The sequence below is a fragment of the Frigoribacterium sp. CFBP 8759 genome (assembly GCF_014841655.1).
GTDB lineage: Bacteria > Actinomycetota > Actinomycetes > Actinomycetales > Microbacteriaceae > Frigoribacterium.
Map to the genome: position 1 here is coordinate 505,238 of NZ_JACYUH010000003.1, position 23,113 is coordinate 528,350.

Annotated in this window: 21 protein-coding genes; 10 read left to right on the forward strand and 11 right to left on the reverse strand. The window is 72.6% G+C overall.

Features of this window, described 5'->3' with window-relative positions:
* Nucleotides 1-219: 219 nt before the first annotated feature.
* From IFT79_RS12510 to IFT79_RS12525, 4 genes are all read right to left on the reverse strand, one after another.
* Entirely contained in the window at nucleotides 220-1,704 is a 1,485-nt protein-coding gene (locus IFT79_RS12510) for an MFS transporter (RefSeq protein WP_082460329.1), read from the reverse strand.
* A gap of 721 nt (nucleotides 1,705-2,425) precedes the next feature.
* Nucleotides 2,426-3,943: a DHA2 family efflux MFS transporter permease subunit gene (locus IFT79_RS12515; protein WP_192124809.1), complete on the reverse strand. Its 1,518-nt coding sequence runs from the start codon at nucleotides 3,941-3,943 to the stop codon at nucleotides 2,426-2,428.
* Nucleotides 3,944-4,069: 126 nt separating this feature from the next.
* Nucleotides 4,070-4,948, reverse strand: coding sequence for an ABC transporter permease subunit (locus IFT79_RS12520; RefSeq protein ID WP_192124494.1), 879 nt, complete (start codon nucleotides 4,946-4,948; stop codon nucleotides 4,070-4,072).
* On the reverse strand, nucleotides 4,945-5,907 hold the full coding sequence (locus IFT79_RS12525) for an ABC transporter ATP-binding protein (RefSeq protein ID WP_192124496.1): 963 nt from the start codon (nucleotides 5,905-5,907) through the stop codon (nucleotides 4,945-4,947). Before IFT79_RS12525 ends, IFT79_RS12520 begins: the two co-directional genes overlap by 4 nt.
* Nucleotides 5,908-6,071: 164 nt before the next feature.
* Here IFT79_RS12525 and IFT79_RS12530 point away from each other — a divergent pair, with 164 nt between their 5' ends.
* The 3 genes from IFT79_RS12530 to IFT79_RS12540 are packed head-to-tail and all read left to right on the forward strand — an operon-like array spanning nucleotide 6,072 to nucleotide 8,232.
* Entirely contained in the window at nucleotides 6,072-6,806 is a 735-nt protein-coding gene (locus IFT79_RS12530; RefSeq protein ID WP_236556936.1) for a DedA family protein, read from the forward strand.
* On the forward strand, nucleotides 6,803-7,522 hold the full coding sequence (locus IFT79_RS12535; protein WP_342211844.1) for a nucleoside/nucleotide kinase family protein: 720 nt from the start codon (nucleotides 6,803-6,805) through the stop codon (nucleotides 7,520-7,522). Before IFT79_RS12530 ends, IFT79_RS12535 begins: the two co-directional genes overlap by 4 nt.
* A gap of 41 nt (nucleotides 7,523-7,563) precedes the next feature.
* Nucleotides 7,564-8,232, forward strand: coding sequence for a histidine phosphatase family protein (locus IFT79_RS12540; protein ID WP_192124498.1), 669 nt, complete (start codon nucleotides 7,564-7,566; stop codon nucleotides 8,230-8,232).
* A 107-nt stretch (nucleotides 8,233-8,339) separates the two neighbouring features.
* Here IFT79_RS12540 and IFT79_RS12545 read toward each other — a convergent pair whose 3' ends face one another.
* Both IFT79_RS12545 and IFT79_RS16955 read right to left on the reverse strand, forming a co-directional pair.
* Nucleotides 8,340-9,617, reverse strand: coding sequence for an FAD-binding protein (locus IFT79_RS12545; protein ID WP_342211845.1), 1,278 nt, complete (start codon nucleotides 9,615-9,617; stop codon nucleotides 8,340-8,342).
* A 107-nt stretch (nucleotides 9,618-9,724) separates the two neighbouring features.
* On the reverse strand, nucleotides 9,725-10,900 hold the full coding sequence (locus IFT79_RS16955) for an ABC transporter permease (RefSeq protein WP_056046686.1): 1,176 nt from the start codon (nucleotides 10,898-10,900) through the stop codon (nucleotides 9,725-9,727).
* Nucleotides 10,901-11,007: 107 nt separating this feature from the next.
* Here IFT79_RS16955 and IFT79_RS12550 point away from each other — a divergent pair, with 107 nt between their 5' ends.
* The 3 genes from IFT79_RS12550 to IFT79_RS12560 all read left to right on the forward strand — a co-directional run bounded on the left by IFT79_RS12550 (nucleotide 11,008) and on the right by IFT79_RS12560 (nucleotide 13,723).
* Nucleotides 11,008-11,448, forward strand: a complete 441-nt coding sequence (locus IFT79_RS12550) for a MarR family winged helix-turn-helix transcriptional regulator (protein ID WP_056046684.1) — start codon at nucleotides 11,008-11,010, stop codon at nucleotides 11,446-11,448.
* Between the two features lie 357 nt (nucleotides 11,449-11,805).
* Nucleotides 11,806-13,170, forward strand: a complete 1,365-nt coding sequence (locus tag IFT79_RS16960) for a peptidoglycan DD-metalloendopeptidase family protein (protein ID WP_148053639.1) — start codon at nucleotides 11,806-11,808, stop codon at nucleotides 13,168-13,170.
* Nucleotides 13,171-13,198: 28 nt separating this feature from the next.
* Entirely contained in the window at nucleotides 13,199-13,723 is a 525-nt protein-coding gene (locus tag IFT79_RS12560; RefSeq protein WP_342211846.1) for a GNAT family N-acetyltransferase, read from the forward strand.
* Nucleotides 13,724-13,891: 168 nt separating this feature from the next.
* Here IFT79_RS12560 and IFT79_RS12565 read toward each other — a convergent pair whose 3' ends face one another.
* On the reverse strand, nucleotides 13,892-14,629 hold the full coding sequence (locus tag IFT79_RS12565) for a S1 family peptidase (protein WP_192124502.1): 738 nt from the start codon (nucleotides 14,627-14,629) through the stop codon (nucleotides 13,892-13,894).
* Nucleotides 14,630-14,850: 221 nt separating this feature from the next.
* Here IFT79_RS12565 and IFT79_RS12570 point away from each other — a divergent pair, with 221 nt between their 5' ends.
* On the forward strand, nucleotides 14,851-15,210 hold the full coding sequence (locus IFT79_RS12570) for a hypothetical protein (RefSeq protein WP_056046678.1): 360 nt from the start codon (nucleotides 14,851-14,853) through the stop codon (nucleotides 15,208-15,210).
* Nucleotides 15,211-15,246: 36 nt separating this feature from the next.
* On the opposite strand, the gene IFT79_RS12575 is transcribed toward IFT79_RS12570, so the two are convergent.
* The 4 genes from IFT79_RS12575 to IFT79_RS12590 form a co-directional block, all read right to left on the reverse strand.
* Nucleotides 15,247-16,233 (reverse strand): hypothetical protein, encoded by a 987-nt coding sequence (locus IFT79_RS12575; protein WP_192124503.1) that lies wholly within the window; start codon nucleotides 16,231-16,233, stop codon nucleotides 15,247-15,249.
* Nucleotides 16,234-16,300: 67 nt separating this feature from the next.
* Nucleotides 16,301-17,182 (reverse strand): DNA/RNA non-specific endonuclease, encoded by an 882-nt coding sequence (locus IFT79_RS12580; protein WP_056046674.1) that lies wholly within the window; start codon nucleotides 17,180-17,182, stop codon nucleotides 16,301-16,303.
* 140 nt (nucleotides 17,183-17,322) lie between these two features.
* On the reverse strand, nucleotides 17,323-17,997 hold the full coding sequence (locus IFT79_RS12585) for a PadR family transcriptional regulator (RefSeq protein WP_082460323.1): 675 nt from the start codon (nucleotides 17,995-17,997) through the stop codon (nucleotides 17,323-17,325).
* Between the two features lie 165 nt (nucleotides 17,998-18,162).
* Entirely contained in the window at nucleotides 18,163-19,086 is a 924-nt protein-coding gene (locus tag IFT79_RS12590) for an HpcH/HpaI aldolase/citrate lyase family protein (RefSeq protein ID WP_192124505.1), read from the reverse strand.
* A gap of 167 nt (nucleotides 19,087-19,253) precedes the next feature.
* Between IFT79_RS12590 and IFT79_RS12595 the strand changes: the two genes are divergently transcribed.
* The 3 genes from IFT79_RS12595 to IFT79_RS12605 all read left to right on the forward strand — a co-directional run bounded on the left by IFT79_RS12595 (nucleotide 19,254) and on the right by IFT79_RS12605 (nucleotide 23,071).
* Entirely contained in the window at nucleotides 19,254-20,750 is a 1,497-nt protein-coding gene (locus IFT79_RS12595) for a CvpA family protein (protein WP_192124507.1), read from the forward strand.
* Between the two features lie 107 nt (nucleotides 20,751-20,857).
* Nucleotides 20,858-21,577: a hypothetical protein gene (locus IFT79_RS12600; RefSeq protein ID WP_192124509.1), complete on the forward strand. Its 720-nt coding sequence runs from the start codon at nucleotides 20,858-20,860 to the stop codon at nucleotides 21,575-21,577.
* 213 nt (nucleotides 21,578-21,790) lie between these two features.
* Complete coding sequence (locus IFT79_RS12605) at nucleotides 21,791-23,071, forward strand: Nramp family divalent metal transporter (protein ID WP_192124511.1); 1,281 nt, start codon at nucleotides 21,791-21,793, stop codon at nucleotides 23,069-23,071.
* The last annotated feature ends 42 nt before the right edge of the window (nucleotides 23,072-23,113 follow it).

A 23,113-nucleotide genomic window follows, 5' to 3' on the forward strand; every position in this document is an offset into this window, starting at 1 on the left:
CCGTCCGGCCTGGCCAAGCCGCCCGCCGGCTTGGTGAAGCCACCCCGCCTGCGGGCCCAGCCCAGCCCACCCCGCCCGCGGGCCCAGCCAAGCCCAGCCCGCGGGCCCAGCCAAGCCCAGCCCGCGGGCCCAGCCAAACCCAGCCCAGCCCAGCCCAGCCCAGCCCAGCCCAGCCCAGCCCAGCCCAGCCCAGCCCAGCCCAGCCCAGCCCAGCCCACCTCAACTCCGCGGCGACTGCTTCGACGAGGGGACGACCGACAGCGGAGTGGTGATCGTCTCGAGCGACTTGCGAGCCGCGTCGACACCGAAGATGAGCGCGATGACGCCGCCGACCAGCATGACGCCGGCGCCCAGGAAGTACCCGCCCGTGAGGGGCCCCCGGTCGCTCCCGTCGCCGATGAGGGCGCCGTAGAGGCTCGGAGCGACGGCGCCGACGATCTGTCCGAGGGCGAAGAAGTAGCCGATGACCTGACTCCGAAGCTCGAGCGGGAAGATCTCGCTCACCGTCAGGTAGGCCGACGACGCGCCTGCCGAGGCGAAGAAGAACGAGACGCTCCAGAACGCGGTCTGTGTCGCGGCGTTCAGCACGTCCGCCTGGAACAGGATCGCCGACACGGCGAGCACCGCCGCCGACACGGCGTACGTCAGGAAGATCATCTGACGTCGACCCCAGCTGTCGAACAGCGGCCCCAGCACCAGCGGCCCGAGCAGGTTTCCCACGGCGAAGATCAGGAAGAAGTACTGCGTGCTGCTGGGGCTCGTGCCGTAGAAGTTCTGCAGCACGAGTGCGTAGGTGAAGAAGATCGCGTTGTAGAGGAACGACTGCGTGATCATCATCGCGGCGCCGACGAAGGTTCGCTTCGGGTAGTCGTGTACCAGGGTGCGGATGATGGTGCCGAACCCGATCCGCCCCGCCGCGACCACCTCGATGGCCTGGTCGTCCGACACGGGGGTGAGGTGGTCGGTGCCCTTGTCCTTCTCGACGCGGGCCTCGATGTCGTCGACCGTCGCCTCGGCCTCCTTCTCGCGTCCGTGGGTCATCAGCCACCGCGGGCTCTCCGGGATGTGGCGGCGCAGGTAGATGATCGCGAGGCCGAGCACCGGCCCGATGAAGAACCCGATGCGCCAGCCCACGTTCTCGGCGAACAGGTCGGGGTCGAGCAAGAAGATGTTGGCCGTCGCGCCCAGGGCCGCGCCGCCCCAGTACGTCCCGTTGATCGCGATGTCGACGCGTCCGCGGTACTTCGACGGGATGAGTTCGTCGATCGCCGAGTTGATGGCGGCGTACTCCCCGCCGATCCCCGCACCGGCGAAGAACCGGAACACGGCCAGGAAGACGAAGTTCGGCGACAGTCCCGCGATGGCGCTCGCCACGAGGTAGATCGCCAGGGTCAGGATGAACAGCTTCTTGCGGCCGAGGCTGTCGGCCATCCGCCCGAAGATGAGGGCCCCGAAGACCTGGCCGACGAGGTAGATCGTGCCCAGCAGCCCGACCTCGGCGGCGGTGAGCCCGAGGTCCGCCTGGAACCCGGCCGAAGCCACGATCTGGATCTCGAGCCCGTCGAGCACCCAGGAGAACCCCAGGCCCACGACGATCGACCAGTGGAACCTCGTCCACGGCAGACGGTCCATCCGGGCCGGGACGAGGCTGCGCGTGCCTCCGCCCGGGCCGCCGTTCGACGAGGTGGTGGGTGAGCTTGTCATGGGTCGGCCTCCCGGGGATGCGTGACGTCGGGTGCGCAGCCTGCAAGTCTGCATCATCTGCACGTGCCCGGACGTTACTCGCGCTCGGAGCCCGTGTCCGCGTCGGCCCGCACGTCGAGGAAGCAGGTGCCCGAGGAGGCGCGCGTCGGCAACGCAGGACTTCCGAGGAGGCGCAGGCCGAGAAGACAGGGACCCAGAGGCAGCGCGCACCCCGAGACAGGAGTTGCCCGCACCTGCAGGGGCAGAGGAGGGCGCGCACGGGCAACGCAGCACCGCCGAGGAGGCGCGTGTCGGCAACGCATGACCGCGGAGGAGGCGCGTGTCGGCAACGCAGGACTGCCGAGGAGGCGCGGGCCGAGAAGATAGGGACCCGGAGGCAGGGCGCACCCCGAGACAGGAGTTGCCCGCACCCGCACCCGCACCGAATTCGCAGGGGCTGAGGAGGCGCGGGTGGTGCAGGCCGCACCGTCGGCGCCATGGGGCCGTCGCGGGAACGGGATCACGCGGCTCGGGCCGTCGGTTGCACGACGATCCACGACCTCACGGACGGCTGATGCGACGACGAGCTGCCGACGGCCGGCGCTTCCCCGAGGGGGAGGCCGTGGCCATCGGCAGCTCGGCAGCTCGGCAGCTCGGCAGCTCGGCAGCTCGGCAGCTCGGCAGCGCCGACGCACGTCTCGCCACGCGCCACGCGCGACGCGCGACGCGCGACGCGCGCAGGTTAGTGCGCGACGATCGGCTCGGCGCCCTCGACGACCGGCGGGCGCCGGACGAAGAACGACCCCACGACGGCGAACACCGAGATGATCGCGCCGACCAGGAACGCGGCGCGCACGCCGGCTCCCGTGGCGGCGGCTCCGGCACCGGATTGGCTGGCCGCCGCGGTGGCGGCCAGGGTCATCACGGTGACGAACACGGCGGTGCCGGCGGCGCCGGCCAGCTGCTGCACCGTGCCGACGATCGCGCTGCCGTGCGAGTACAGGTTCGACGGCAGCGACCCGAGGCCCGAGGTGAACAGCGGCGTGAACATGAAGGCCAGGCCGATGCTGAGGGCGACGTGGGCGGCGAGGACCATCGGGATCGGGGTGGACTCGGACACCGTGGACATGAACCACAGCACCGCGCTGACCAGGGTGGTGCCGGGCACGAGCAGCACGGTCGGACCGTACTTGTCGAACAGGCGTCCCACGACGGGCGACAGCAGGCCCTGGACGAGGCCGCCGGGCAGCAGCAGCAGCCCGGTGGCGAGCGGGTCGAGGCCGTGCACGTTCTGCAGGTAGATCGGCAGGACGATCAGGGTGCCGAAGAGGGCGATCATGCCGACGCCGAGCACCGACGCCGAGATCGTGAAGGTGCGCGACGAGAACGTGCGCAGGTCGAGCAGGGCGCGGTCGCGACGCTGCAGCGAGCGCTGACGCAGCACGAACGCGACGAGCGCGACGACGCCGACGGCCAGCGGCACCCAGGCGGGGACGGCGGCCTCGGCCCCTTCGCCGATCGAGCTGAGCCCGAAGACGATGCCACCGAAGGCGAAGGCCGACAGGATCACCGAGGTGACGTCGAGGGGCACCTTCTTCGGCGTGGTGACGTTCTTGACGCGGGCGGCACCGAGCGCGAGCGCCACGAGGGCGATCGGCAGCACGAGGATGAACATGAAGCGCCACTCGAGCACGCTCAGGATGACGCCCGAGATTGTCGGGCCGATGGCCGGTGCGACCGAGATGACGATCGAGATGTTGCCCATCGTGCGGCCTCGCGTGGCCGGCGGCACGAGGGTGAGCACGGTGGTCATCAGCAGCGGCATCATGATCGCCGTGCCCGAGGCCTGCACGACGCGGCCGAGCAGCAGCACGCCGAAGCCGGGGGCGATCGCCGAGATGGCCGTCCCGAGGCTGAAGAGGCTCATCGCGGTGATGAACACCGGGCGGGTGTTGAAGCGCTGCAGCAGGAAGCCCGTGATCGGGATGACGACGGCCATGGTGAGCATGAAGCCCGTGGTCAGCCACTGGCCCGCCGTGACGGTGATGTCGAGGTCGCGCGTGAGGCTCGGCAGGGCGACGCCCATGATCGTCTCGTTGAGGATCACGACGAAGGCCGACACGAGCAGCAGCCCGATGACGAGCTTGTTGCGCGCCTCGGTGCCGGCCGGGTCGCCGTCGGCGCCCGCCGTCGCGGTGTCGGCGGCTCGGCTCTCGGCGGCTCGGCTGTCGCCGACGGTCGTCGGGGGAGAGGGGTCGATGCTCAAATGGGGCTCCTCGGAGGTGACGGCGGTGTGCCTGTGCGACCGAACGTACGAGACGGTCCGGTTCTTCCCGATCCGTCCGATCGCGTCGCCGTCACCCCGAGGAGGCGCGGTGCCCGTCGGTCAGACGTCGCGTCGCTTCACGAGCGCGAGCGCCAGACCGAAGAGCACGACGACCCAGCCGACGAGCACCAGCAGGGCGCTCCACGGCTCGAGGACGAGGGCCCCGTCGGGGCTCGGCAGGGCCATGGCCGACTGGCCGGAGACGACGTAGTCGTAGAGCCGGGCGGCGGCGTTCGGCGGGATGATCTCGGCCAGTGTGTAGACCCAGGCGGCGTCGACGAACGCCGTGAAGATCTGCACGATGATCGGCAGCACGAAGACCAGGCCGACCGAGGCCGCGATGGCGCCGGCGCCGTTGCGGATGATCGCCCCGAGCGAGAAGGCGATCATGCCGATGAAGGCGATCGAGGCCGCGGCGCCGACCACGCTGCGCCAGAGGGCACCGTCGCCGAAGTCGACCGTGATTTCTTTCGACGGCAGGATCGCGCTGTTGATCAGCAGGGTCAGGACGAGGGCGACCAGCGACACCACGAAGAGCGTCAGCGCGACGACGACGAGCTTGGCCACGACCGCGGGCAGGCGTTTGGGCACCGTGGCGAAGGTCGACCGGATCATGCCCGTGCCGAATTCACCGGTGATGACGAGAGCGCCCAGGATCGACGCGACGAGCTGGCCGAACACCACGCCGACCGAGACGGACTGCGCGACGATCTGCTGTTGTTGCTCGGTGCTGGCCTCGCCGGCCTGGAACAGGCCCGCGCTCAGGGCGAAGAGGGCACCGAAGCCGACGATGATGACGACCATGATCGCCAGGCACCACCAGGTCGAGCGCAGCGTGCGAAGTTTGACGACCTCGCTGCGCAGCACGCCGCCGAAGGTGAGCTTCGAGGTCGGGCGCACGGGTCGGTCGCGGTGACGGGTGGGGGTCGTGGCGGTCATCGGGTCGCTCCCTGGGGGGTCTGCGTGTCGGGGGCGACGCGGCTGCCTCGCGCCGCGCCTCCTGCGTGGTATTCGACGGAGTCCTGCGTGAGGGTCATGTACGCGTCCTCGAGCGAGCGGACCAGCGGGGTGAGCTCGTGCAGCACGACGCCGGACGAGGCGGCGAGGTCGCCGACCCGCTCGGCGGTGATGCCGCGCAGCTCGACCACGCCGGGTTCGACGGCCGTGACGGCGACGTCCGGCCCCTGCAGCAGCGAGACGAGGTGGTCGGCGTTCGGGCTGCGCACGCGCACGGCGTCGCCCGACGCCTGCGAGATGACGTCCGAGATGGGGGAGTCGGCGAGCACCTTGCCGCGCCCGAGCACGATGAGGTGGTCGGCGGTCTGGGCCATCTCGCTCATGAGGTGCGACGAGAGGAACACGGTGCGGCCCTCGCTCGCGAGGAAGCGGGCCAGGGTGCGCACCCAGACGACGCCTTCGGGGTCGAGGCCGTTGACGGGTTCGTCGAGGATGACGGTGGCCGGGTCGCCGAGCAGCGCGGCGGCGATGCCGAGGCGCTGGCCCATGCCGAGCGAGAACCCGCCGACGCGCTTCTTCGCGACCGACTCGAGGCCGGTCAAGGCGATCACCTCGTCGACGCGCTTCTTGCCGATGCCGTGCGTGGCGCCCATGGCGAGCAGGTGGTCGTGGGCGCTGCGACCGGTGTGCACGGCCTTGGCGTCGAGCAGGACGCCGACCTCGTGCAGGGGGGCCGCGTGGTCGGCGAACCGCTTGCCGTTGACCGTGACGCTGCCGCTGGTGGGGCGGTCGAGCCCGACGATCATGCGCATGGTGGTGGACTTGCCGGCGCCGTTCGGGCCGAGGAACCCGGTGACGAGACCGGGTCGGACCGTGAAGGTGGCGTCGTCGAGCGCGCGCTTGTCTCCGTAGATCTTGGTGAGGTTCCGGGCTTCGATCATCGCGTGCGTCCTGTCGTCGGCATGCTGAGGGGTGTCCGCATCGCCTCAGGCTAGGGGCGCGGTGCGCCCGGGGGCATCCCCCGCCCGGCCGAGACCGGTGGATGCGCGAGTGGTCCGCTCGGTGGACGCCGCGTCCCGGGGTGGACCCGTTACAGTCGTCCCTCGTGATCGCCGACACCCTGCTCGCCGCCCTGCCCGCGTCCACCGGCGGGGGGTTCGTCCTCTTCAACCCGGACGAGCTGCTGCCCGCCCTGGGGCCCTGGGCCCTCGCCGGCATCTCGCTGATGGTCTTCATCGAGTCGGGCGTGCTGTTCCCGTTCCTGCCCGGCGACTCCCTGCTCTTCACCGCCGGCGTGCTGCACGAGGCGCTGGGGCTGCAGGTCTGGGTGATCGCCCTCTGCGCCTTCGTCGCCGCGGTCCTCGGCGACCAGGTGGGCTACTTCCTCGGCAACCGCTTCGGCCGCCGCCTGTTCAAGGACGACGCCCGCATCCTGAAGACGGCCTACCTCGAGCGTGCGGAGGCCTTCTTCGCGAAGTACGGCGGCACGAGCCTGATCCTCGGTCGTTTCGTCCCGATCGTCCGCACCTACGTCCCGCTGGCCGCGGGGACCGCGGGCTACCGGTACCGCAGGTTCCTGCTCTTCAACGTGACCGGCGCCTTCCTCTGGGCCGTGGGCATGACGGTGCTCGGCTCGCTGCTCGGCGGCATCCCGTTCATCCGCGACCACATCGACGTGCTGGCGGTCGTGCTCGTCGTGCTGTCGGTCGTGCCCATCGCCCTGCACGCCCTGCTCGCCTGGCGCCGGTCGCGGCGTGAGGCGGCCCTCACCGAGCTGCGGACCGCGGACGTCGGCGACGACGCGGGCACCGGTCCGGGCTCGGCCGGCCGCCCCGAGTGACCGGTACGCCGCTCGGTTCGGTCGAGGACCTCGTCGCCCGAGCCCTGGCGGTCCACGCCCGGACGCAGGAGGCGCGGCGCGGCTCCTCCGCGGGCCTCGCGTCCCCCGGCGGTCCCGCCCCGACGTCCGTCCGCACCCTGATCGGCGTCGCCGGCGAGCCCGGCGGCGGCAAGAGCACCGTCGCCGCGGCCGTCGTCGAGGAGCTCACGCGGGTCGGGGTGAGGGCCGTGGTCGTGCCGATGGACGGGTTCCACCTCGCGGGCGCCACCCTGGCCCGGCTCGGCCGCCTCGACCGCAAGGGCGCGATCGACACCTTCGACGCCGACGGCTACCTCGCGCTGCTCGAGCGGCTGCGGTCCCGGTCGGGGACGGTGTGGGCACCCGAGTACGTCCGGGGCGTCGAGGAGTCGATCGGCGGCGCGGTCGAGGTCGATCCGTCCGTCGAGGTCGTGGTCAGCGAGGGGAACTACCTGCTGGCCGAGCTGACGCCCTGGCCCGCGGTGCGCTCGACGTTCGACGAGGTGTGGTTCGTCGACACCCCGGCCGAGCTGCGACGGCGCTGGCTCGTCGCCCGTCACGTCCGCTTCGGCATGACTCCCGGAGCCGCCGAGGCCTGGGCCGCGGGTCCCGACGAGGCGAACGCCCGGCTCGTGCGGGCCACCCGCGCCCGAGCCGACGTCGTCGTGGACGCCGGCCGCCTCTGGCCCGACGCCTGACCGATCGCCGGTGTCGGGGGTCCACCGTAGGGTTGACGATCATGCGCTTGTTGTTGATCCGCCACGGTCAGACCCCCGACAACGTCGAGGGCGTGCTCGGCACCGTCGCCCCCGGCGTCGGGCTCACCGATCTCGGTCGACGGCAGGCCGAGGCTCTGCCCGCCGCCCTCGCCGACGAGACGATCGGTGCCCTCGCCGTCAGCACGCTCGTGCGGACGCAGCTCACCGCGGCTCCTCTGGCCGCCGCCCGGGGCCTCGCGCCGACGGTGCTCGACGGGTTGCGCGAGGTGAAGGCGGGCGACCTCGAAGGCCGACGCGACACCGAGGCGGTCACGGCCTACGTCGGCTGCGTCTTCTCCTGGGCGTCGGGCGACCTCGACGTCCGGGTGCCCGGTTCCGAGGACGGGCACGAGTTCTACGCGCGGTACGACGCCGCGTTGGCCGACCTGATCGCCGGGGCCGAGGGCGACGGGCACGAGACGGTCGCGGCCGTCAGTCACGGTGCGGCCATCCGGGCCTGGGTCGGCTCGCGGGCGGTCAACGCTGACGACGAGTTCATCCGTCAGCACCTGCTCGAGAACACGGGGGTCGTCACCCTCGAGGGCAGCGTCGAGGCCGGCTGGCGCCTGCAGACCTGGCAGGGCCTGCCCGTCGGCGGGGCCGAGCTGCTCGACCTCGAGGCGGCGGACCCCACCGGCGAGTCCTACTGAAGCCCGACCCCAGGCCGGATACGGTGCCCGACCCGAGGCCGGATTCCAGGCCCGACCCGTCGACCACCTGTCGCGCCTAGGCGCGCACGCGCTCCACGCCGTCGCGGCTAGGCGAGCAGGCGCTCCACGGCCGGGCCGCCGAACTTGCCCTCGGGGTCGATCTCGCGCACGAGGTCGGCGAAATCCGCCAGTCTCGGGTAGGCCGCGACGATCGCCGCGTGCGGCAGGGCCGACAGCTTGCCCCAGTGGGGGCGCGGGGTGAACGGGGCCAGCGCCTCCTCGACCCGGGGGATCAAGGCCGCGACCTCGGCGGGGTGCTTCTTCCAGGTGAAGGCGATGCCCAGGCTGTCCTGAGGTGTCGGGCTCAACCAGAGCGGGTCGCCCGCGACGGTGCGGGTCTCGCAGGTGTGCAGGTGCGGGCGTAGCTCGTCGCCGACGCGTCGTACGGCGCGGAGGGCGGCCGCACCGTCCTCGAGGGCGACGAAGTGTTCGCTCTGCAGTTCGGAACCCACGGACGGGGTGGCGTCGATGCGGAAATGCGGCAACCGGTCGGCCCACGACCCCACGCTGCCGTCCATCGGCGTCGACTTCGTGCCGGTGACCTCCGCGTGCTCGTCGACGGGGGCGGGGCGGGCGCCCCACAGGTCACGGGGCATCGACACGTCGGCGAGGCCCTCGGGCACGCGCGACTTGACCAGCACCTCGCGGATGCGGTGGTCGAACTCGTGGAAGAAGCTGACGCTGTACCCGGCTCCCATGACGTCCACCAGGTGGTCGTCGACGCTCGACCAGGGCAGGTCGACGTAGGTGTCCTGTCGCATGCGGAACCCGGGCTGGACGTCGAGGGTCACCCTGACCACCACGCCGAGGGCGCCCAGGGCCACGACGCTGCCGTCGAAGCCCGGCTGCCCACGACGCACGGTCCGGAGCGACCCGTCGGGCCCGACGATCTCGAGGGCCGACACCGCGCTCGACAGGCTCCCGAGGCCGAGTCCCGAGCCGTGGGTGCCGGTCGCGATCGCGCCACCCACCGAGATGTGCGGCAGCGAGCCCATGTTCAGCAGGGCGAGTCCGTGTCGGTCGAGGTGCTGCGCGACGACGGCGTAGTTCGTGCCGGCCCCGACGGTGACGCCGTGACCGTCGTCCGAGATCACCGGGTCGGCGGGCAACGCCGTGGTCGAGACCAACAACCCCGGTCCGTCGGCCACGTCGCTGAAGGAGTGGCGCGTGCCCAGGGCCCGGATGCGCGGGGCCCCGGCGACCAGCTCGCTCAGCTCGTCGACCGTGGTCGGCTGCACGACCCGGGTCGCCCGGTAGCTGAAGCTGTCGGCCCAGTTGCGCTCGTCGCGTCGGGGTGGCCGGAGGGTCTCGTGCGTCGTCGTCACCGGTCGAGTCTCGCATGCGTCCCCGGCGGGCCCGGCGCCCGGTGTCGCACGCGACACCGCCGCGCCCGGCGTCCCCGGCGTCCCCGGCGTCCCCGACGCCCCGCGGCTCAGGCGGCGATGCCCTCCTCGTCCTCGCGGACGGCCACGCGCTCGTTCGCGAGCCGGGTGCGGCGCACGCTCCAGAGGTGGGTGAGTCCGGCGAGGGCGAGCCCCGCGGCCAGCCAGAGTGCGAGCGTCAGACCGGCCCGGCCCCATCCCTGGCCGGGGAAGTACACGATCGACTGCGTGGCGTGCAGCCAGGCCGAGCCGTTCCAGAAGGCACCCAACGCGCCGAAGAAGGGCGGCACGAGCTGCGACGAGAAGACTCCGCCCGAGCTGGTGAAGTTCAGCATGACGAAGAGCATGGTCAGGGCCGGCGTGGTCCAGTGGCGGAGCAGGGGGTGCAGGCCGATGCCGATCACGACGACGGCGGTCACGTACAACCAGCTGACGAGGGCGATGCCCCAGAGGCCGGTCGTGACGATGCCGTAGACGGGGCCGACCACGACGGTGCCGATCGCCGCGATCACGGCCGCCGTGACGACCCCGGCGAGGAGGCGCGAGCCGAGTCCCAGCCGGGCGCTCGCCGCCGAGATGGCTGCGGCACTCGCGTACGCGCCGACGCTCAGGGCGACGAGCAGGAAGAACAGGCCCTGTCCGGTCGGGTCGCCCTCGCCGCTCGGGACGACGTCGTCGACCTTCAGGGGCAGCCCGAGTCGGTAGGCGACCGGACCGAACACCTTCTGCAGGACGCTCGCGGTCGTGTCCGACGCCGCGGACGAGACGTACAGCGTCGCGTCGGTGGCGCCCACCTCGAACGCACCCGAGATCTCGCGGTCGGTGATGAGCCTGCGCGCCGAGTCGGCGTCGGCGACGGTGCGCACGTCGAGGGCGTCCGGGTCGGCGTCGTTGAGCTGTTGGGCGAAGACCTCGCTCTGGGCCGAGCTGCCCACGACGGCGACGGGCACGTGGTGGGGGGTCGGGTGGCCGAAGGCGCCGAGGTAGGCGAGGGCCATGCCGGTGGCCAGGAAGAGCGGGATGAGCACGTGCAGGCCGAGGGACCGCCAGGCCGCGGCGTCGGGACGCGGGTGGCGCGCGATCGCGGGCCCGGCGTGCTGGTGACCCCGGTGGAGGCGCGGGTCGGGTCGGTCGTCCCGGTCCCGGAGCGCGTCGGCGCGGAACGAGTCGTGGTCGGGGCGCGCGCCGTCGTCCGGGCGGTGCAGGGTCAGGTCGGTGGTCGTCACGGGGCTCCTCGTGGTCGGGGGCGCCGTTGCCCGTCGGTCTACAGTTGCATTATGCAACACAAACGACCCCCTCGGTGTTCCCGACCACCCGCCGTTAGGCTGACCCCGTGACGGACCAGCGGGGGCAGCGAGGAATCGACACGGTCTACTCGGAGCTCGAGACCGTGTCCCGACGGGCCGTCGCCCGTGCCCGGCACAAGAGTGCCCCGCTGTCGTTCGTCGAGCACTCGCTCGTCACCTTCATCGCCACCCACCCCGGCTGCCGCGCCACCGACATCGCCGCCGACTTCGGGCTGAACCGCTCGACCGTCTCGCGCCAGCTCGGCGGACTCGTCGAGCTGGGCCTGGTCGAGCCCGGCGCAGGGGCCGCGGTCGAGGGTCGCCGCGGCCAGGCGCTCACGCTGACCGCCCGTGGTCGTGACCTGCTCGCCCGATCGGTCGACGCCAACCGGTCCGCACTGGCCGACCGGCTCGAGGGGTGGACGCCCGCCGAGGTCGACGCGCTCGCTGCGGCGCTCCACCGTCTGAACTCGGCCTTCGTCGACTGACCCGCCTGGCGGCTCGGCGCCGGTGCCGGGTGCCCGATGGCCGGCCCGGCCCGGCCCGGCCCGGCCCCGGCCCGGCCCGGCCCGGAACGGCGATGCCCGTCGTCGTGGGCGACGGCTGTCGCCGACCCGCGCCTCCTCGTCGATCGGGGTACAGATCGTGTGACGGATGTGACTGGAGTCATGTCGTGCATCCCCCTGTGAACCCCTGACTGGGGACATGCCGATGACGAGAAACCCTGAGGTGCGGGTTTACCCTTCCCGGTTCCGCCCGTAGGCTGAGCGGGTTCCCCACCCCCGACGACCGTCGATCCGGCGCGTCCAGCGGGCTCAGGACCGACCACAGATAGGTGCTCCTCCGTGACTTCGCCCGTGTCCCTGCCCCGCCGTCAGGGCGTCGCCGCCGCCGTGGCGACGGTGCTGCTCAGCCTCACGCTCGTCGCGTCGGGCGCGGTGCTCGGGGGCTCGCCCGCACAGGCCGCCTCGTACCCGACGTGGGACGACGTCCAGGCGGCCCGGTCGAGCGAGTCGGCGAAGGCATCCGAGGTCAGCCGCATCCAGGGGCTGCTCGACCAGCTCGCGAGCGACGCCACCACCGCCCAGGCCGAGGCCGAGCGTCTCGGTGCCGAGTTCGAGCAGGCCCAGGCCGATGCCGACGCCGGTGCCGCCAAGCTCGCCGAACTGCAGTCGCAGGCCGACGAGAAGGCTGCGGTGGCCGACGCCAGCGAACAGCGCGCCGGTCAGGTCTCGGCCCAGCTCGCCCGCACCGGTGGCGGTGACGTCTCGTCGCAGCTCGTGGGCGACACCGAGCAGGCCGACGACCTGCTGTACCGCCTCGGCGCGATGAGCAAGCTCACCGAGCAGACCGACGGCATCCGTCAGCAGGCCGTGAACGACCGCAACGTGGCCCAGTCGCTGTCCGACCAGGCCAAGGTCGCCTCGGACGCGCTCGTGAAGTTGCAGGGAGCCGCCCAGGTCTCGATGGACGAGGCCCAGGCCGCGTCCGACGCGGCCGCGGCCGCCGTCGCCGCCCAGCAGGAGAACGAGTCGCGCCTCCAGGGCCAGCTCGCCGTGCTGCAAGACCAGAGCCTGCAGACCGAGGCCGACTACGCCACCGGCGTCGAGGTCGCGCGTCAGGCCGAAGAGGCCCGCAAGGCCGCCGCCGCCGCCGAGGCCGCCCGCCAGGCCGAGGCGCTCCGTCAGCAGCGCGCCGCGGCTGCCGCGGCCGCCGCTGCCCGACCCTCGACGCCCTCCGCACCCGCGCCCGCCCCGTCCGCCGGCGGCGGTTCGTCCGGCGGTGGCGGCGCCTCGAGCGGCTCGGGCTGGGTGCGCCCCAGCGCCGGGTACATGTCGAGCGGCTACGGCATGCGCGTGAACCCCGTGACCGGCGTGTACCGCATGCACGACGGCATCGACCTGGCCCCCGGCTGCAACAGCCCGATCTACGCGGCGACCTCCGGGACGGTCACCTTCGCGGGCCTGACCGGCGGCTACGGCAACTACATCCAGGTCAGCCACGGCGGCGGCGTCTCGACCGCGTACGGCCACATCGTCAACGGGGGCATCAAGGTGTCCCGCGGGCAGAGCGTCGTCGCGGGCCAGTTGATCGCGCTCGTCGGTTCGACCGGCAACTCGACCGGCTGCCACCTCCACTTCGAGACCCGTGTCGGCGGCGCCTCGACCAACCCCGTGCCGTTCATGGCCGCGCGGGGCGTGCGACTCTAGGCACCCCACGAGGGGGCAGAATCGTCTGGTGACGAACACCGCTCCCTCCGCCCTGCCCCCGCTGCATCTCGAACGCGTCGCCTTCGACGATCCCCGTGCCGTCGCCCTGCGCGACGCCATGGACGCCGAGATGACCGTCCGCTACCACCGAGACGTCGTCGAACCCGTCGACGTCGTCGAGGCCCGGAACGCCGCCCTCACGGTGCACCCGTCGAACGTGCTGGCCACCGTGCTGGTGGTCGTCGACGACGGTGCCGACGGCGGCGCGCCCGTCGGCCACGCCCTCGTGCAGAGCCGGGACGGCGAATGGGAGGTCAAGCGGGTGATCGTCGCGGACGGTCAGCGCGGCCGCGGCATCGGCCGACTGCTGATGGCCGAGCTCGAGGCGGTCGCCCGTGAGGGCGGTGCCCGCCGACTCATCCTGCAGACCGGGGACCGTCAGCCCGACGCCGTCGCCCTCTACGAGAAGATCGGCTTCACCCGCATCCCGACCTACGAGCCCTACGTCACGACCATCCCGCAGTCGATCTGCTTCGAGAAGCCGATCGCCTGACGTCCGGCGGCCGACGCCCCCCCGAGGAGGCGCGGGTCGACACGACGACGGAGGCGCGCCCCGGTCGCGTGACCGGGGCGCGCCTCCTGCGTTCCATGGGCGGGCGCGTCCGTGCGGGCCTTCCGTCCGAGGCCGCCCGTCGCCGGCGGAGCCGCCCGAGGTCGCGGACTAGAGGCCGGCGGTCGAGCGGATCCAGGTCGCGCTCTGCGACAGCACGGCGTAGTTCGAGCCGGCACGGGTGTTCGCGCCCGGGTCGGCCTGGTCGCCGGTGGAGCAGACGGCCACGATCTGGCCGCCCACGATCAGAGGGCCACCCGAGTCGCCGTGGTTCGCCGCGCCGGTGGTGCCGGTCAGGTGCTGCGCGGCCCCGCCGTAGGCATCGGTGCTGCGGCCGGTCAGGCCCACCGTCGCCTGGTACAGGCCGTCGGACTGCACCGAGTTCGCGCGCAGGCCGTAGCCCATGATCGTGCCGGTGCCCGACGACGTCGCCTGGAACCCGAGGTTCAGCGTCGGGTAGCTGCCGAGCGCCTTCGGCTGGCCGAGGTGCACGAGCGCGATGTCGCTCGCGGGGGCGGCGGCGACGCGGTCGACGGCGATCGCGGTGCCCGGGTTCGTCGTGCTGTTCGAGTGGTACACCTGCATCGAGGTGACGCCGTCGATGCAGTGGCGGGCGGTCAGCACCCAGCTGGCGTTGATCTGCTCGCCGGTGCAGGCGTAGCTGGCGGTGCCGCCGGTCCGGAAGACCAGCTGCACGGCCCACGGCGTCGTGGGAGCCTTCTCGCCGCCGACGACGTCCGTCGACCGGATGGTGTCGACGGGCCCGGCGGCGACGGCCGAGGTCGAGACCCCGAGCGATCCGACGACGAAGGCTGCGGCGGTGAGGGCGGCGGCGACGGAGGTCTTCATGTGGTTCCCCTTGGTTCGTGTGGTGCGTGTCGGGTGGTGCCTGCCGGGCGGTCCGGTGATCGACCGACCGGGTGGATCGGACACGTGCCGCCTGGGTCGAGCTTCCGCCTGGCCCTCGTTCGGGGGCAAGTCGGCACTCTGGCCGACTTGACGGCGTGTGTTGCGCGTGGCAACAGCGCCGGTGCTCGCGAGGGGTGGGGGCGGACGGGTAGCGTGTGCGGGTGATCACGCGACGAGACGCCGCCCTGCGACTGGACATCCCGCTCGAGATGGCCAAGCGCCACGGCCTGCCGCCGAAGATGACGGTCGACGAACTCGTCGCGATCGAGCGGACGCCGCCGGCCTGGCTGGTCCAGTCAAGGGCGAACCGCACGGGCAAGCCGGTCTGGGTCGAACTGGAGTGCGTCGTCTGCGGCTACCACGAGGCGGCTCGCCCCAAGAAGTGGTGGCCCGAGTACACCTACCTCAGCTGCGACGACCACGGTGCGGACGAGTTGCCCGAGCCCGAGCCGGGCGTCGTGCGCGCCGAGGTCGACGGCGTCGGCACCCGCTTCGTCGCCATCGTCGACGTCGCCCCCTGACCCGACTGCCTGCCCGGGAGGCGCGCGCCGCGTCGGTCAGACCGTGTACTGCACCGAGACGGGCGGCGCGAGCCCGGCGAGCAGGTGCACGTACGCCTGGCGGGCGTCCTCGACGAGCAGTTGCCGCTGGATGTGTTGGTCGTGCCAGACGACCAGGTCGTCGGGCGTGACGTCGTCGACGTCGTCGGCCACGAGGTAGGTGAACGCGTAGGCGCTGCCGCCGTCGTCGAGGGTGCGACGGTAACCGAGGGTCTGGCGGCTCAGGGCGTCGACGAAGACCTCCCAGCCGGGGTCGCTCGCGTCCGGCAGGGTGACGTCGACCACGGGGTGGGCGGCGCCGACGGCGGGGGAGGCGAGTCTCGTCCCGAGGGTGGCCGTCCGCATCGTCGTGGCGGCGGGCCCGGCCGCCGCGAGGTCGACCGGGTCGGAGTCGTCGGGCACCGGACGGCCCCTGACCGGGCCCGGGTCAGGCGAACCCGCGGCCGCAGGGGCTGCCGCCCGGGCCGCAGCGGAGGCGCCGGCCAGCGACGCCTCGGGAGAGCTCGTGTCGACGCCTCGGACCACGTCGTGGTCGACCCGGGCGACGGCACGCGCGAGGGCGCCGTCGAACAGCTGCAACCGTCGCGCCGTCGCCCGCAACCAGGCCTCGAGGGCGTCTCGTTCGTCGGACGAGAAGGGCTCGGGCTCGAAGGAGTGCACGGCGAAGGACGCCGCCTCGACCGACCACTCCCACGCGAGCACGACGCGGAGGAGTGCCGACCGTCGGGGCATCAGGGCGAGCGTCCCCTGGCGCAGCCCGGGTGAGAAGTGCAGTTCGGGTTCGTCGAGCAGGTGCCGGACGCCGCGGGCCGCACCGGTCGAGGTGGTCGGCACCAGGAAGTCCACCCGGACCTCTCGCCAGGGTGTGGCCCGGACCGGCGGCGCGTCCTCGTCACGCAGCACCGTCAGGCTGCGCGGCATCTCGGGCGGCAGGGGTGACGGGGCGTCTGTGGGGTCGACGGGATCTCGGTCGTTCGGTGCCATGGCCCGAGAATGCTGGCACGGCCCGATGCGAGCCGCCTGGACGAGCCGGGGCCGCGTCGCCTGGCGGTCAGAACGACAGCTGGTCGACCGACGTGAGCGGCACCCACCCCGCGCGGATGCCGTCCGGCGGCTCGATCGTGGGCACGGGCCGGAGCGTGTCGGCCTCGGCGAGTTGGGCGAGGTCGAAACCGGTCATCTCGGCGATGTCGCGGACGGGCACCTGGTAGGTGCGGTACGGCCCGAGGGGCGGCGGGTCGCCCTGCTCGTGCGCGCGGGCGAAGGCCGCCTCGAGGTCGACGCCGTCGAGTTCGGGGGACTGGTCGAGCAGGTACGCCGCGCTGCGCAACGAACCGCCGTCGGAGGTCGTCCAGGCCGCGACCTTGAAGAACCGACGGGGCAGGCGGATGCCGCGGTAGGGCGCGTCGTCGTCGAGCAGCACGGGCGCCGTGAAGACCGTCAGCCGCTGCCGATGCGTGGAGGCGTACTGCAGCACCTGGTCCTCGAGGCCGAGCCACAGTTCTTTCGACTGGTTGAACTCGGCGGCCTGGGGTGCGGCGTTGGTGAAGCTGAAGGTGTCGACGTTCGCCGCGGCCGCGACGGCACGCTCGCCCCAGACCGGGTCGCGCCGACGCACGAGGTGCCCCCGGTCGAGGTCGTTGGAGGCGTACACCTCGGGACCCGTCTGCTCGTCGTCGGGCACGCGCTCGTCGAGGTGCCAGTCGTCGCCCCGGCCGAGGTCGACCAGCGACGACCCGTCGATGTTGACGGCCGTCAGGGCGGCCAACCGCCGGACGGGGTCGAGCAGCACCGTGAAGTGGACGTAGGGCAGCTCGCGGACGGTGGCGTGGACGGCCGGCAGGGGCACGTCGACCGTGAGGAATGACGGGTCGTACCCGGCGCGCCCGAGGTCGGCGGTGCTCGCGGTGGTGCGGTCGTCTGCGGTGCTCATGCGCGCCTCCGGCGGGGTCGTCGTGCTCGTGGGCCCATCATGCCCACGACCCCGGACATCGGTCCGGCCGCCACCGGAGGACGGCCCACCGGAGGAGGGCCGGCCGGGGCTCGGTCGGCCGAGCCTCGGCCCGCCGGGGCTCAGTCGGCCAGGATCGTGTAGAGCGCGCGGCGTGCCTCGTCGAGCTTGGCGGTGGCGGCGGCCCGCTGGGCGTCGCTGCCGTCGTGGTGGAACTGCTTGACGACGCCCATGAGCTTCATGAGGCTGGTCTGGAACTCGCGGTCGGTGTCGCTCGCGTCGTCCGCCGTGGCGGCCCAGGCCCTCTCGATCTCGTCGGCGTGTTCGGCCACGTAGGCCCGGCCTGCGTCGGTCAGCGTGAAGACGCTCTTGGTCGCGGCCTCGTCGGACGAGATGAGCTCTTCGTCGACGAGTTGCTGCAGCGTGGGGTAGACCGAGCCGGGGCTGGGCTTCCACGTGCCGTCGGTGCGCTCGGCGATCGCCTTGATCAGGCCGTAGCCGTTCGACGGGGCGTCGGACAGCAGCGAGAGGATCGCGAGGCGCACGTCGCCGCGTCGTGCCCGGCCGCGTCCTCCGCGGCCCGGTCCGAAACCGCCGGGACCGAAGCCCGGGCCGCCGGGGCCGAAACCGGGGCCGAAGCCGCCGAAGCCCGGACCGGGGCGGAACCCGCGGCCGAACGGACGGCCGAAGCGGCCGTGACCCTCGCCTCGGCCGATCGGGTCGTGCCGGGCGTCGGGGGAGTCGTGGTGCCGGCGACGGGGGTCGCCGTGGTTCTCGGTGGTGAAGTCGGTACCCATGGGGTACTCCTCTCGGGTCGGGGGGAAGAGATCGAGGTCGCGACGTCCTGTCGCGATGTGTCAAAGATATGTCGGTGACTATCGTCTGTCAACGGTCCGGCGGACATCCGGGCAGAAAGAAAGGAGGCGCGTCCCGAGTGGGACGCGCCTCCTTCCGTCGAGCCGTCAGTTCGCGGCTTGCACCCCGAACGCCGAGGCGAGCTTTTCGATCTTCTGGGCCCGGCCCAGGCGGGGCAGGTCGCTGCCGTCTCGGATGACCCGGCCGCGTCCCTCGAAGTCGGCGAGGAAGTCCTGGGCCCAGGCGACGTCGGACGGCGTGGGGCTGATGACCTCGTTGATCACGGGCAGCTGCTCGACGTCGAGGCAGAGCTTGCCGGTGAGGCCGAGGGCGACCGCGACCCCGGATTGCTCCCGCAGGACGGGGTGGCTGCTGCCCACCGTCGGGCCGTCGATCGGGCCGGGCAGCCCGCCGATGCGGCTCGCCACGACGAGGCGGGAGCGGGGGTAGGCCATGGCCAGGTCGTCGGCGCTCGTGCCGGTGTCGCGGCGGTAGTCGCCGCTTCCGAACGCGAGGCGGAACGCCCCGCGGGCCTTGGCGATGGCGGGGCTCTCCTCGATGCCGAGGGCCGACTCGACGAGCGCGAGCACCGGCACCGCGCCTCCGAGTCGGTCGAAGGTCTCGGTGACGTGTTCGGGCGCCTCGGTCTTGGCGAGCATGACGCCGTGCAGTCCGGGCAGGCCCATCAGGGCGTCGACGTCGTCGGACCAGAAGTCGGTCGAGCGGTCGTTGATGCGCACCCAGGCCTCGCCGCCGCCCGTGAGCCAGGCGACGACGTCGCCGCGAGCGGCGGGCTTGCGGGCCGGGTCGACCGCGTCCTCGATGTCGAGGACGATCTGGTCGGCGCGGGACGCCTGGGCCGAGTCGAAACGGTCGGGGGCGGTGCCCGGCACGAGCAGCCACGAACGGGCGATGTCTGCCTTCGGTCGCGTGCGGGCGGCCGCCGCGGCCCGGCGGCCCGTCGCCGCGGAGTCGGTCGCGCCGGAGGCCGTCGCGGTCGGGTCGGAGGGGGTCTGGCTGGTGTCGGTCATGACGTCGTCGTCCTTCGTCGCTCGGCGGTCCGGTCCACGCTACCGGCTCGTCCGCGCCCGTGAGTCCCGCGGGTGCGGGCGGGGGCTCCCGGCCCGGGGTGCCGTTCGGGCGTAACGTTCAGGCGGATCACAGATCCAGGGAACGACCCCACCGACAGGAGTGAGCCATGACCGACGCGAACGATCCGCGGCGCGACCGCCCCGACCACGAGGGACGCGATCCCCAGCACGGCGACACGAACGACGCCCCGCGGTCCGACGAGACCGGCGAGACGGTCGAGCCGACCGAGGTGCCGTACGGCTCCGAGGTCCCGACCCAGCAGCCCCCGGCCGTCGACTTCGGCGGCGACGCCCCGACGCAGCAGCAGCCCGCCGTCGACTTCGGGTCCGACGCCCCGACGCAGCAGGCCCCCGTCGCCGACGCCGAGGACCGCCCGGTCGTCGCCGAGGCCCCCGCCACCACCGACGCGTCCGGCCCGGAGGCCCACGAGGCTCCCGCGTCGTCCGACGAGGAGGCGCTGCCCGATTCGGTGCCCGCCGAGTACGTCCCCGGCGACACCGGGTCCGACCAGCGCGCCGACGCCGACGCGTCGACCGACGCCGACCGCCGCGACACCGAGGTCCTCTCGGAGTCCGACCGCGACGCGGCCTCGACCGGCCGTCCCACCGAGGCGGTTCCCATGGTGGCGCCGACCGAGCCCGCCCAGCGGGCCTGGTCCGCCTCCTCGGATGGCACGCGCCGTCCGCTGCACGACGACGAGGCCCTCCGTGCGGCCGAGGCCGCCCGCGCCGGCGCGCCCGCCACCGGTGACCGAGGGGACGACACGGCCACCGCGGCGTCCGCGACCGCGGCGACCGGCGCCTCCTCGTCCTCGCACGACGGGTGGGTCGACGACCGCTCGGACGCCGAACGCGACGCCACCGACCGCGCCGCGGCCGAGCGTCAGCCCTCGTTCGGTCAGGACGCCCCCACCGCCGTCGCGCCCACCGCGGCGGCAGCCGGAGGCGCGGCCGCAGGAGCCGCCGCGGGTCGCGACACCGGCTCCCACGCCTACCCCCTCGTCAAGGACTCGGGCATCGACCACGTGTCGGTGCGCCGTGAGCTGCTCGCCCAGCAGAAAGAGGAGTTCGGCGGCATCCGCTTCGGCGCCGGCCTGCTCGGCTGGTTCGCCGCGACGGGCTTCGGCCTCGTCATGATCACGATCTTCGGCGGCGTCCTCGCGGCCTGGGGCGGGGTCGCCTCCGGTTCGACCGCCATGGCCGACCTGCGCAGCTTCACGACCGACAACGCCGACGTGCTCGCGCTGACCTCGGGCATCGTGGTGCTCGCGATCATCTTCTTCGGGTACCTCATCGGTGGTTACACGGCGTCGCGCATCGCCCGCTTCAGCGGCTTCAAGCAGGGACTCGCGACCTGGCTCTGGGGCCTGGTCATCACGATCGTCCTGGCGATCGTCGTCGGCGTCGTCGGCACCCAGACCGGAGACTCGTCGTCGCCGAACCCGTTCGTGCCCTCGATGGACGACCTGCAGTCGTCGTCCCTCGCCGGTCTCATCGGCCTCGGCCTCGTCGTCGTCCTGAGCTTCGCCGGTGCCGTCCTCGGTGGCCTGCTGGGTCAGCGGTACCACCGCAAGGTCGACCGCTTCTTCTCCGAAGAGGACTGAGCGCCGCGAGGGGGCGGCCCGGCCGGGTCGCCCCCTCGCCCCATCCGACGCGGCCCGGGCGTCGAACACCGATCAATCCCACCGGGCAGCACAGACAAGGACCATTCATGCGCACCCCCTTCCGTTCCTCCCTCGGTCGAGGCGTCCTCGGCGTCGTCGCCACCGGCGCCCTCGTGTTCTCGCTCGCGGCCTGCGCCTCGACCTCGGACTCCGAGAGCAACAACACGGCCCCGACGCACCCCGTCAACCAGACCCGTGAACCCGGCCCCGGCGAGAGCATGCTGCCCGAGGCGTCCATCCCGGATCTGTCGAACGGCGTCGACACGCAGGTCGCCGTGGACGCGTCCTTCGTCGACGCGATCACCTCGCTCGGCCTGACCCCCGGCGTCGTCGGCACCGCGACCTTCACCGACGGCACGTTCGCCTTCCCGATCACGGGCGGCAACGTCGACTACTACGGCCCCGACAGCGACGTGCGACCTTACGTCCAGGGCGAGATCGACCACGACGGCTCCGGCCTCAGCCTGACCTCGGCCGACGGCACCGTCGTTGAACTGACCGACTTCCGCATCGACCCGGGTGAGAGCAAGCTCTACGGCACCGTGACCGCCAACGGCACCGTCGCCGCCGAAGACGCCTACCTCTTCAACCTCTACGGTGGCTCGCTGAAGCCCCTCGAGGTCGTCGACGGCAACGCCGTGCTCGAGGGCACGACGGTGCACGTCAGCCCTGCCGCCGCGTCGCTGCTGAACGAGACCTTCGGGACCGACGCCGTCCAGGACGAGATGCTCGTCGGCGTCGCGAAGATCACCGCCGCCACCGAGTAACACCTCCGCGCGGTCGGTCGACTACACACCGATCACCGACGAACCCCGTTCGCGAAGAAGAACCCCGATCAATCGTGGTTCGTCTTCGTGAACGGGGTTCTCGGCGTGCGGCGTGCGGCGTGCGGGCGCGGCGCGCGGCGGACGGGCGCAGGGCAGGTTGTGGAGGCTTCCCACCAAGGTTTCGGCACACCGAAATCTTGCTAGGGTCGAGGCATGAGCTCGTCCGACACCCGCCGTGCCGACGCCGACCACCCCCGTGACGGCCGTGCCCCGCAGGTCGTGCACGCCCGACCCCGCGGCACCCTGCTCGGCCCGGCGTTCGTCGCCGCGATCGCGTACGTCGACCCCGGCAACGTCGCCGCCAACCTCACGGCCGGGGCGGCGTACCAGTACACGCTCCTCTGGGTGCTCGTCCTCGCGAACGCCATCGCGGTGCTCGTCCAGTACCTGTCGGCGAAGCTCGGCATCGTCACGGGTCGGTCGCTGCCCGAGGTGATGGGCACGCGCCTCCGTCGTCGGCCCCTCCGGCTGGCGTACTGGGGTCAGGCCGAGCTGGTGGCGGCCGCGACCGACGTCGCCGAGATCATCGGGGGAGCCCTCGCGCTCCAGCTGCTCTTCGGGGTGCCGCTGGTCGTCGGGGGTCTGATCACCGGCCTCGTCTCGCTCGGCCTGCTGCTGCTCACGAGGTACCGCAGCGGGCGAGTCTTCCAGACCGTCGTCATCGCCCTGCTCGCCGTCCTCACGCTCGGCTTCTGCGCGGGGCTGCTTTTCGCGCCTCCCTCGGCCGGGGGGATGCTGTCCGGACTCGTGCCCCGCTTCGAGGACAGCACGGCGGTGCTGCTCGCCGCGTCGATGCTCGGCGCGACGGTCATGCCGCACGCGGTCTACCTGCACTCCGCACTCACCCGCGACCACCACGGCGTCGTGGCCGAGGGGGCGGATCGTGCCCGCGTGCTGAAGGCCACCCGGTGGGACGTCGTGCTGGCGTTGCTCGTCGCCGGCGGCGTCAACATCGCCATGCTCGTGCTCGCGGCCTCGACCCTGTCGGGTCAGGACGGCACCGACACGATCCCCGGGGCCCAGCGGGCCATCGCGGCGGCGCTCGGGCCGGTGATCGGCGTCCTGTTCGCCGTCGGCCTCCTCGCGTCGGGTCTGGCGTCCACGTCGATCGGAGCGATGGCGGGCGCCGAGATCATGAAGGGCCTGCTGCACGTGCAGGTGCCGCTCATGGTGCGCCGGGTCGTCACGTTGATCCCGGCCCTCGTGCTGCTCGCGACGGGCATCAGCCCGACGTGGTTGCTGGTGCTCAGCCAGGTCGTGCTGAGCTTCGGCATCGCCTTCGCCCTCGTGCCCCTCGTCGTCGCGACGAGCGACCGGTCGCTCATGGGCACAGGCGTCAACGCCGTCGGGACGCGGATCGCCGGTTGGGTGGCCGTGGTCGTCGTCGTGGCCCTCAACCTCGTGCTGATCGGGCTGACCGTCTCGGGGGCGTGAAGGGCGGCGGCGAGGCGACCCGTGCCTCCTGCGTTCCCGACC

Coding starts and splice junctions, on each gene's coding strand:
- IFT79_RS12565 (WP_192124502.1), bottom strand. CDS start 14,629: ATGAAGACCTCCGTCGCCGCCGCCCTCACCGCCGCAGCCTTCGTCGTC.
- IFT79_RS12585 (WP_082460323.1), bottom strand. CDS start 17,997: ATGGGTACCGACTTCACCACCGAGAACCACGGCGACCCCCGTCGCCGG.
- IFT79_RS12510 (WP_082460329.1), bottom strand. CDS start 1,704: ATGACAAGCTCACCCACCACCTCGTCGAACGGCGGCCCGGGCGGAGGC.
- IFT79_RS12525 (WP_192124496.1), bottom strand. CDS start 5,907: ATGATCGAAGCCCGGAACCTCACCAAGATCTACGGAGACAAGCGCGCG.
- IFT79_RS12595 (WP_192124507.1), top strand. CDS start 19,254: ATGACCGACGCGAACGATCCGCGGCGCGACCGCCCCGACCACGAGGGA.
- IFT79_RS12600 (WP_192124509.1), top strand. CDS start 20,858: ATGCGCACCCCCTTCCGTTCCTCCCTCGGTCGAGGCGTCCTCGGCGTC.
- IFT79_RS12520 (WP_192124494.1), bottom strand. CDS start 4,948: ATGACCGCCACGACCCCCACCCGTCACCGCGACCGACCCGTGCGCCCG.
- IFT79_RS12590 (WP_192124505.1), bottom strand. CDS start 19,086: ATGACCGACACCAGCCAGACCCCCTCCGACCCGACCGCGACGGCCTCC.
- IFT79_RS12540 (WP_192124498.1), top strand. CDS start 7,564: ATGCGCTTGTTGTTGATCCGCCACGGTCAGACCCCCGACAACGTCGAG.
- IFT79_RS12605 (WP_192124511.1), top strand. CDS start 21,791: ATGAGCTCGTCCGACACCCGCCGTGCCGACGCCGACCACCCCCGTGAC.
- IFT79_RS12580 (WP_056046674.1), bottom strand. CDS start 17,182: ATGAGCACCGCAGACGACCGCACCACCGCGAGCACCGCCGACCTCGGG.
- IFT79_RS12575 (WP_192124503.1), bottom strand. CDS start 16,233: ATGGCACCGAACGACCGAGATCCCGTCGACCCCACAGACGCCCCGTCA.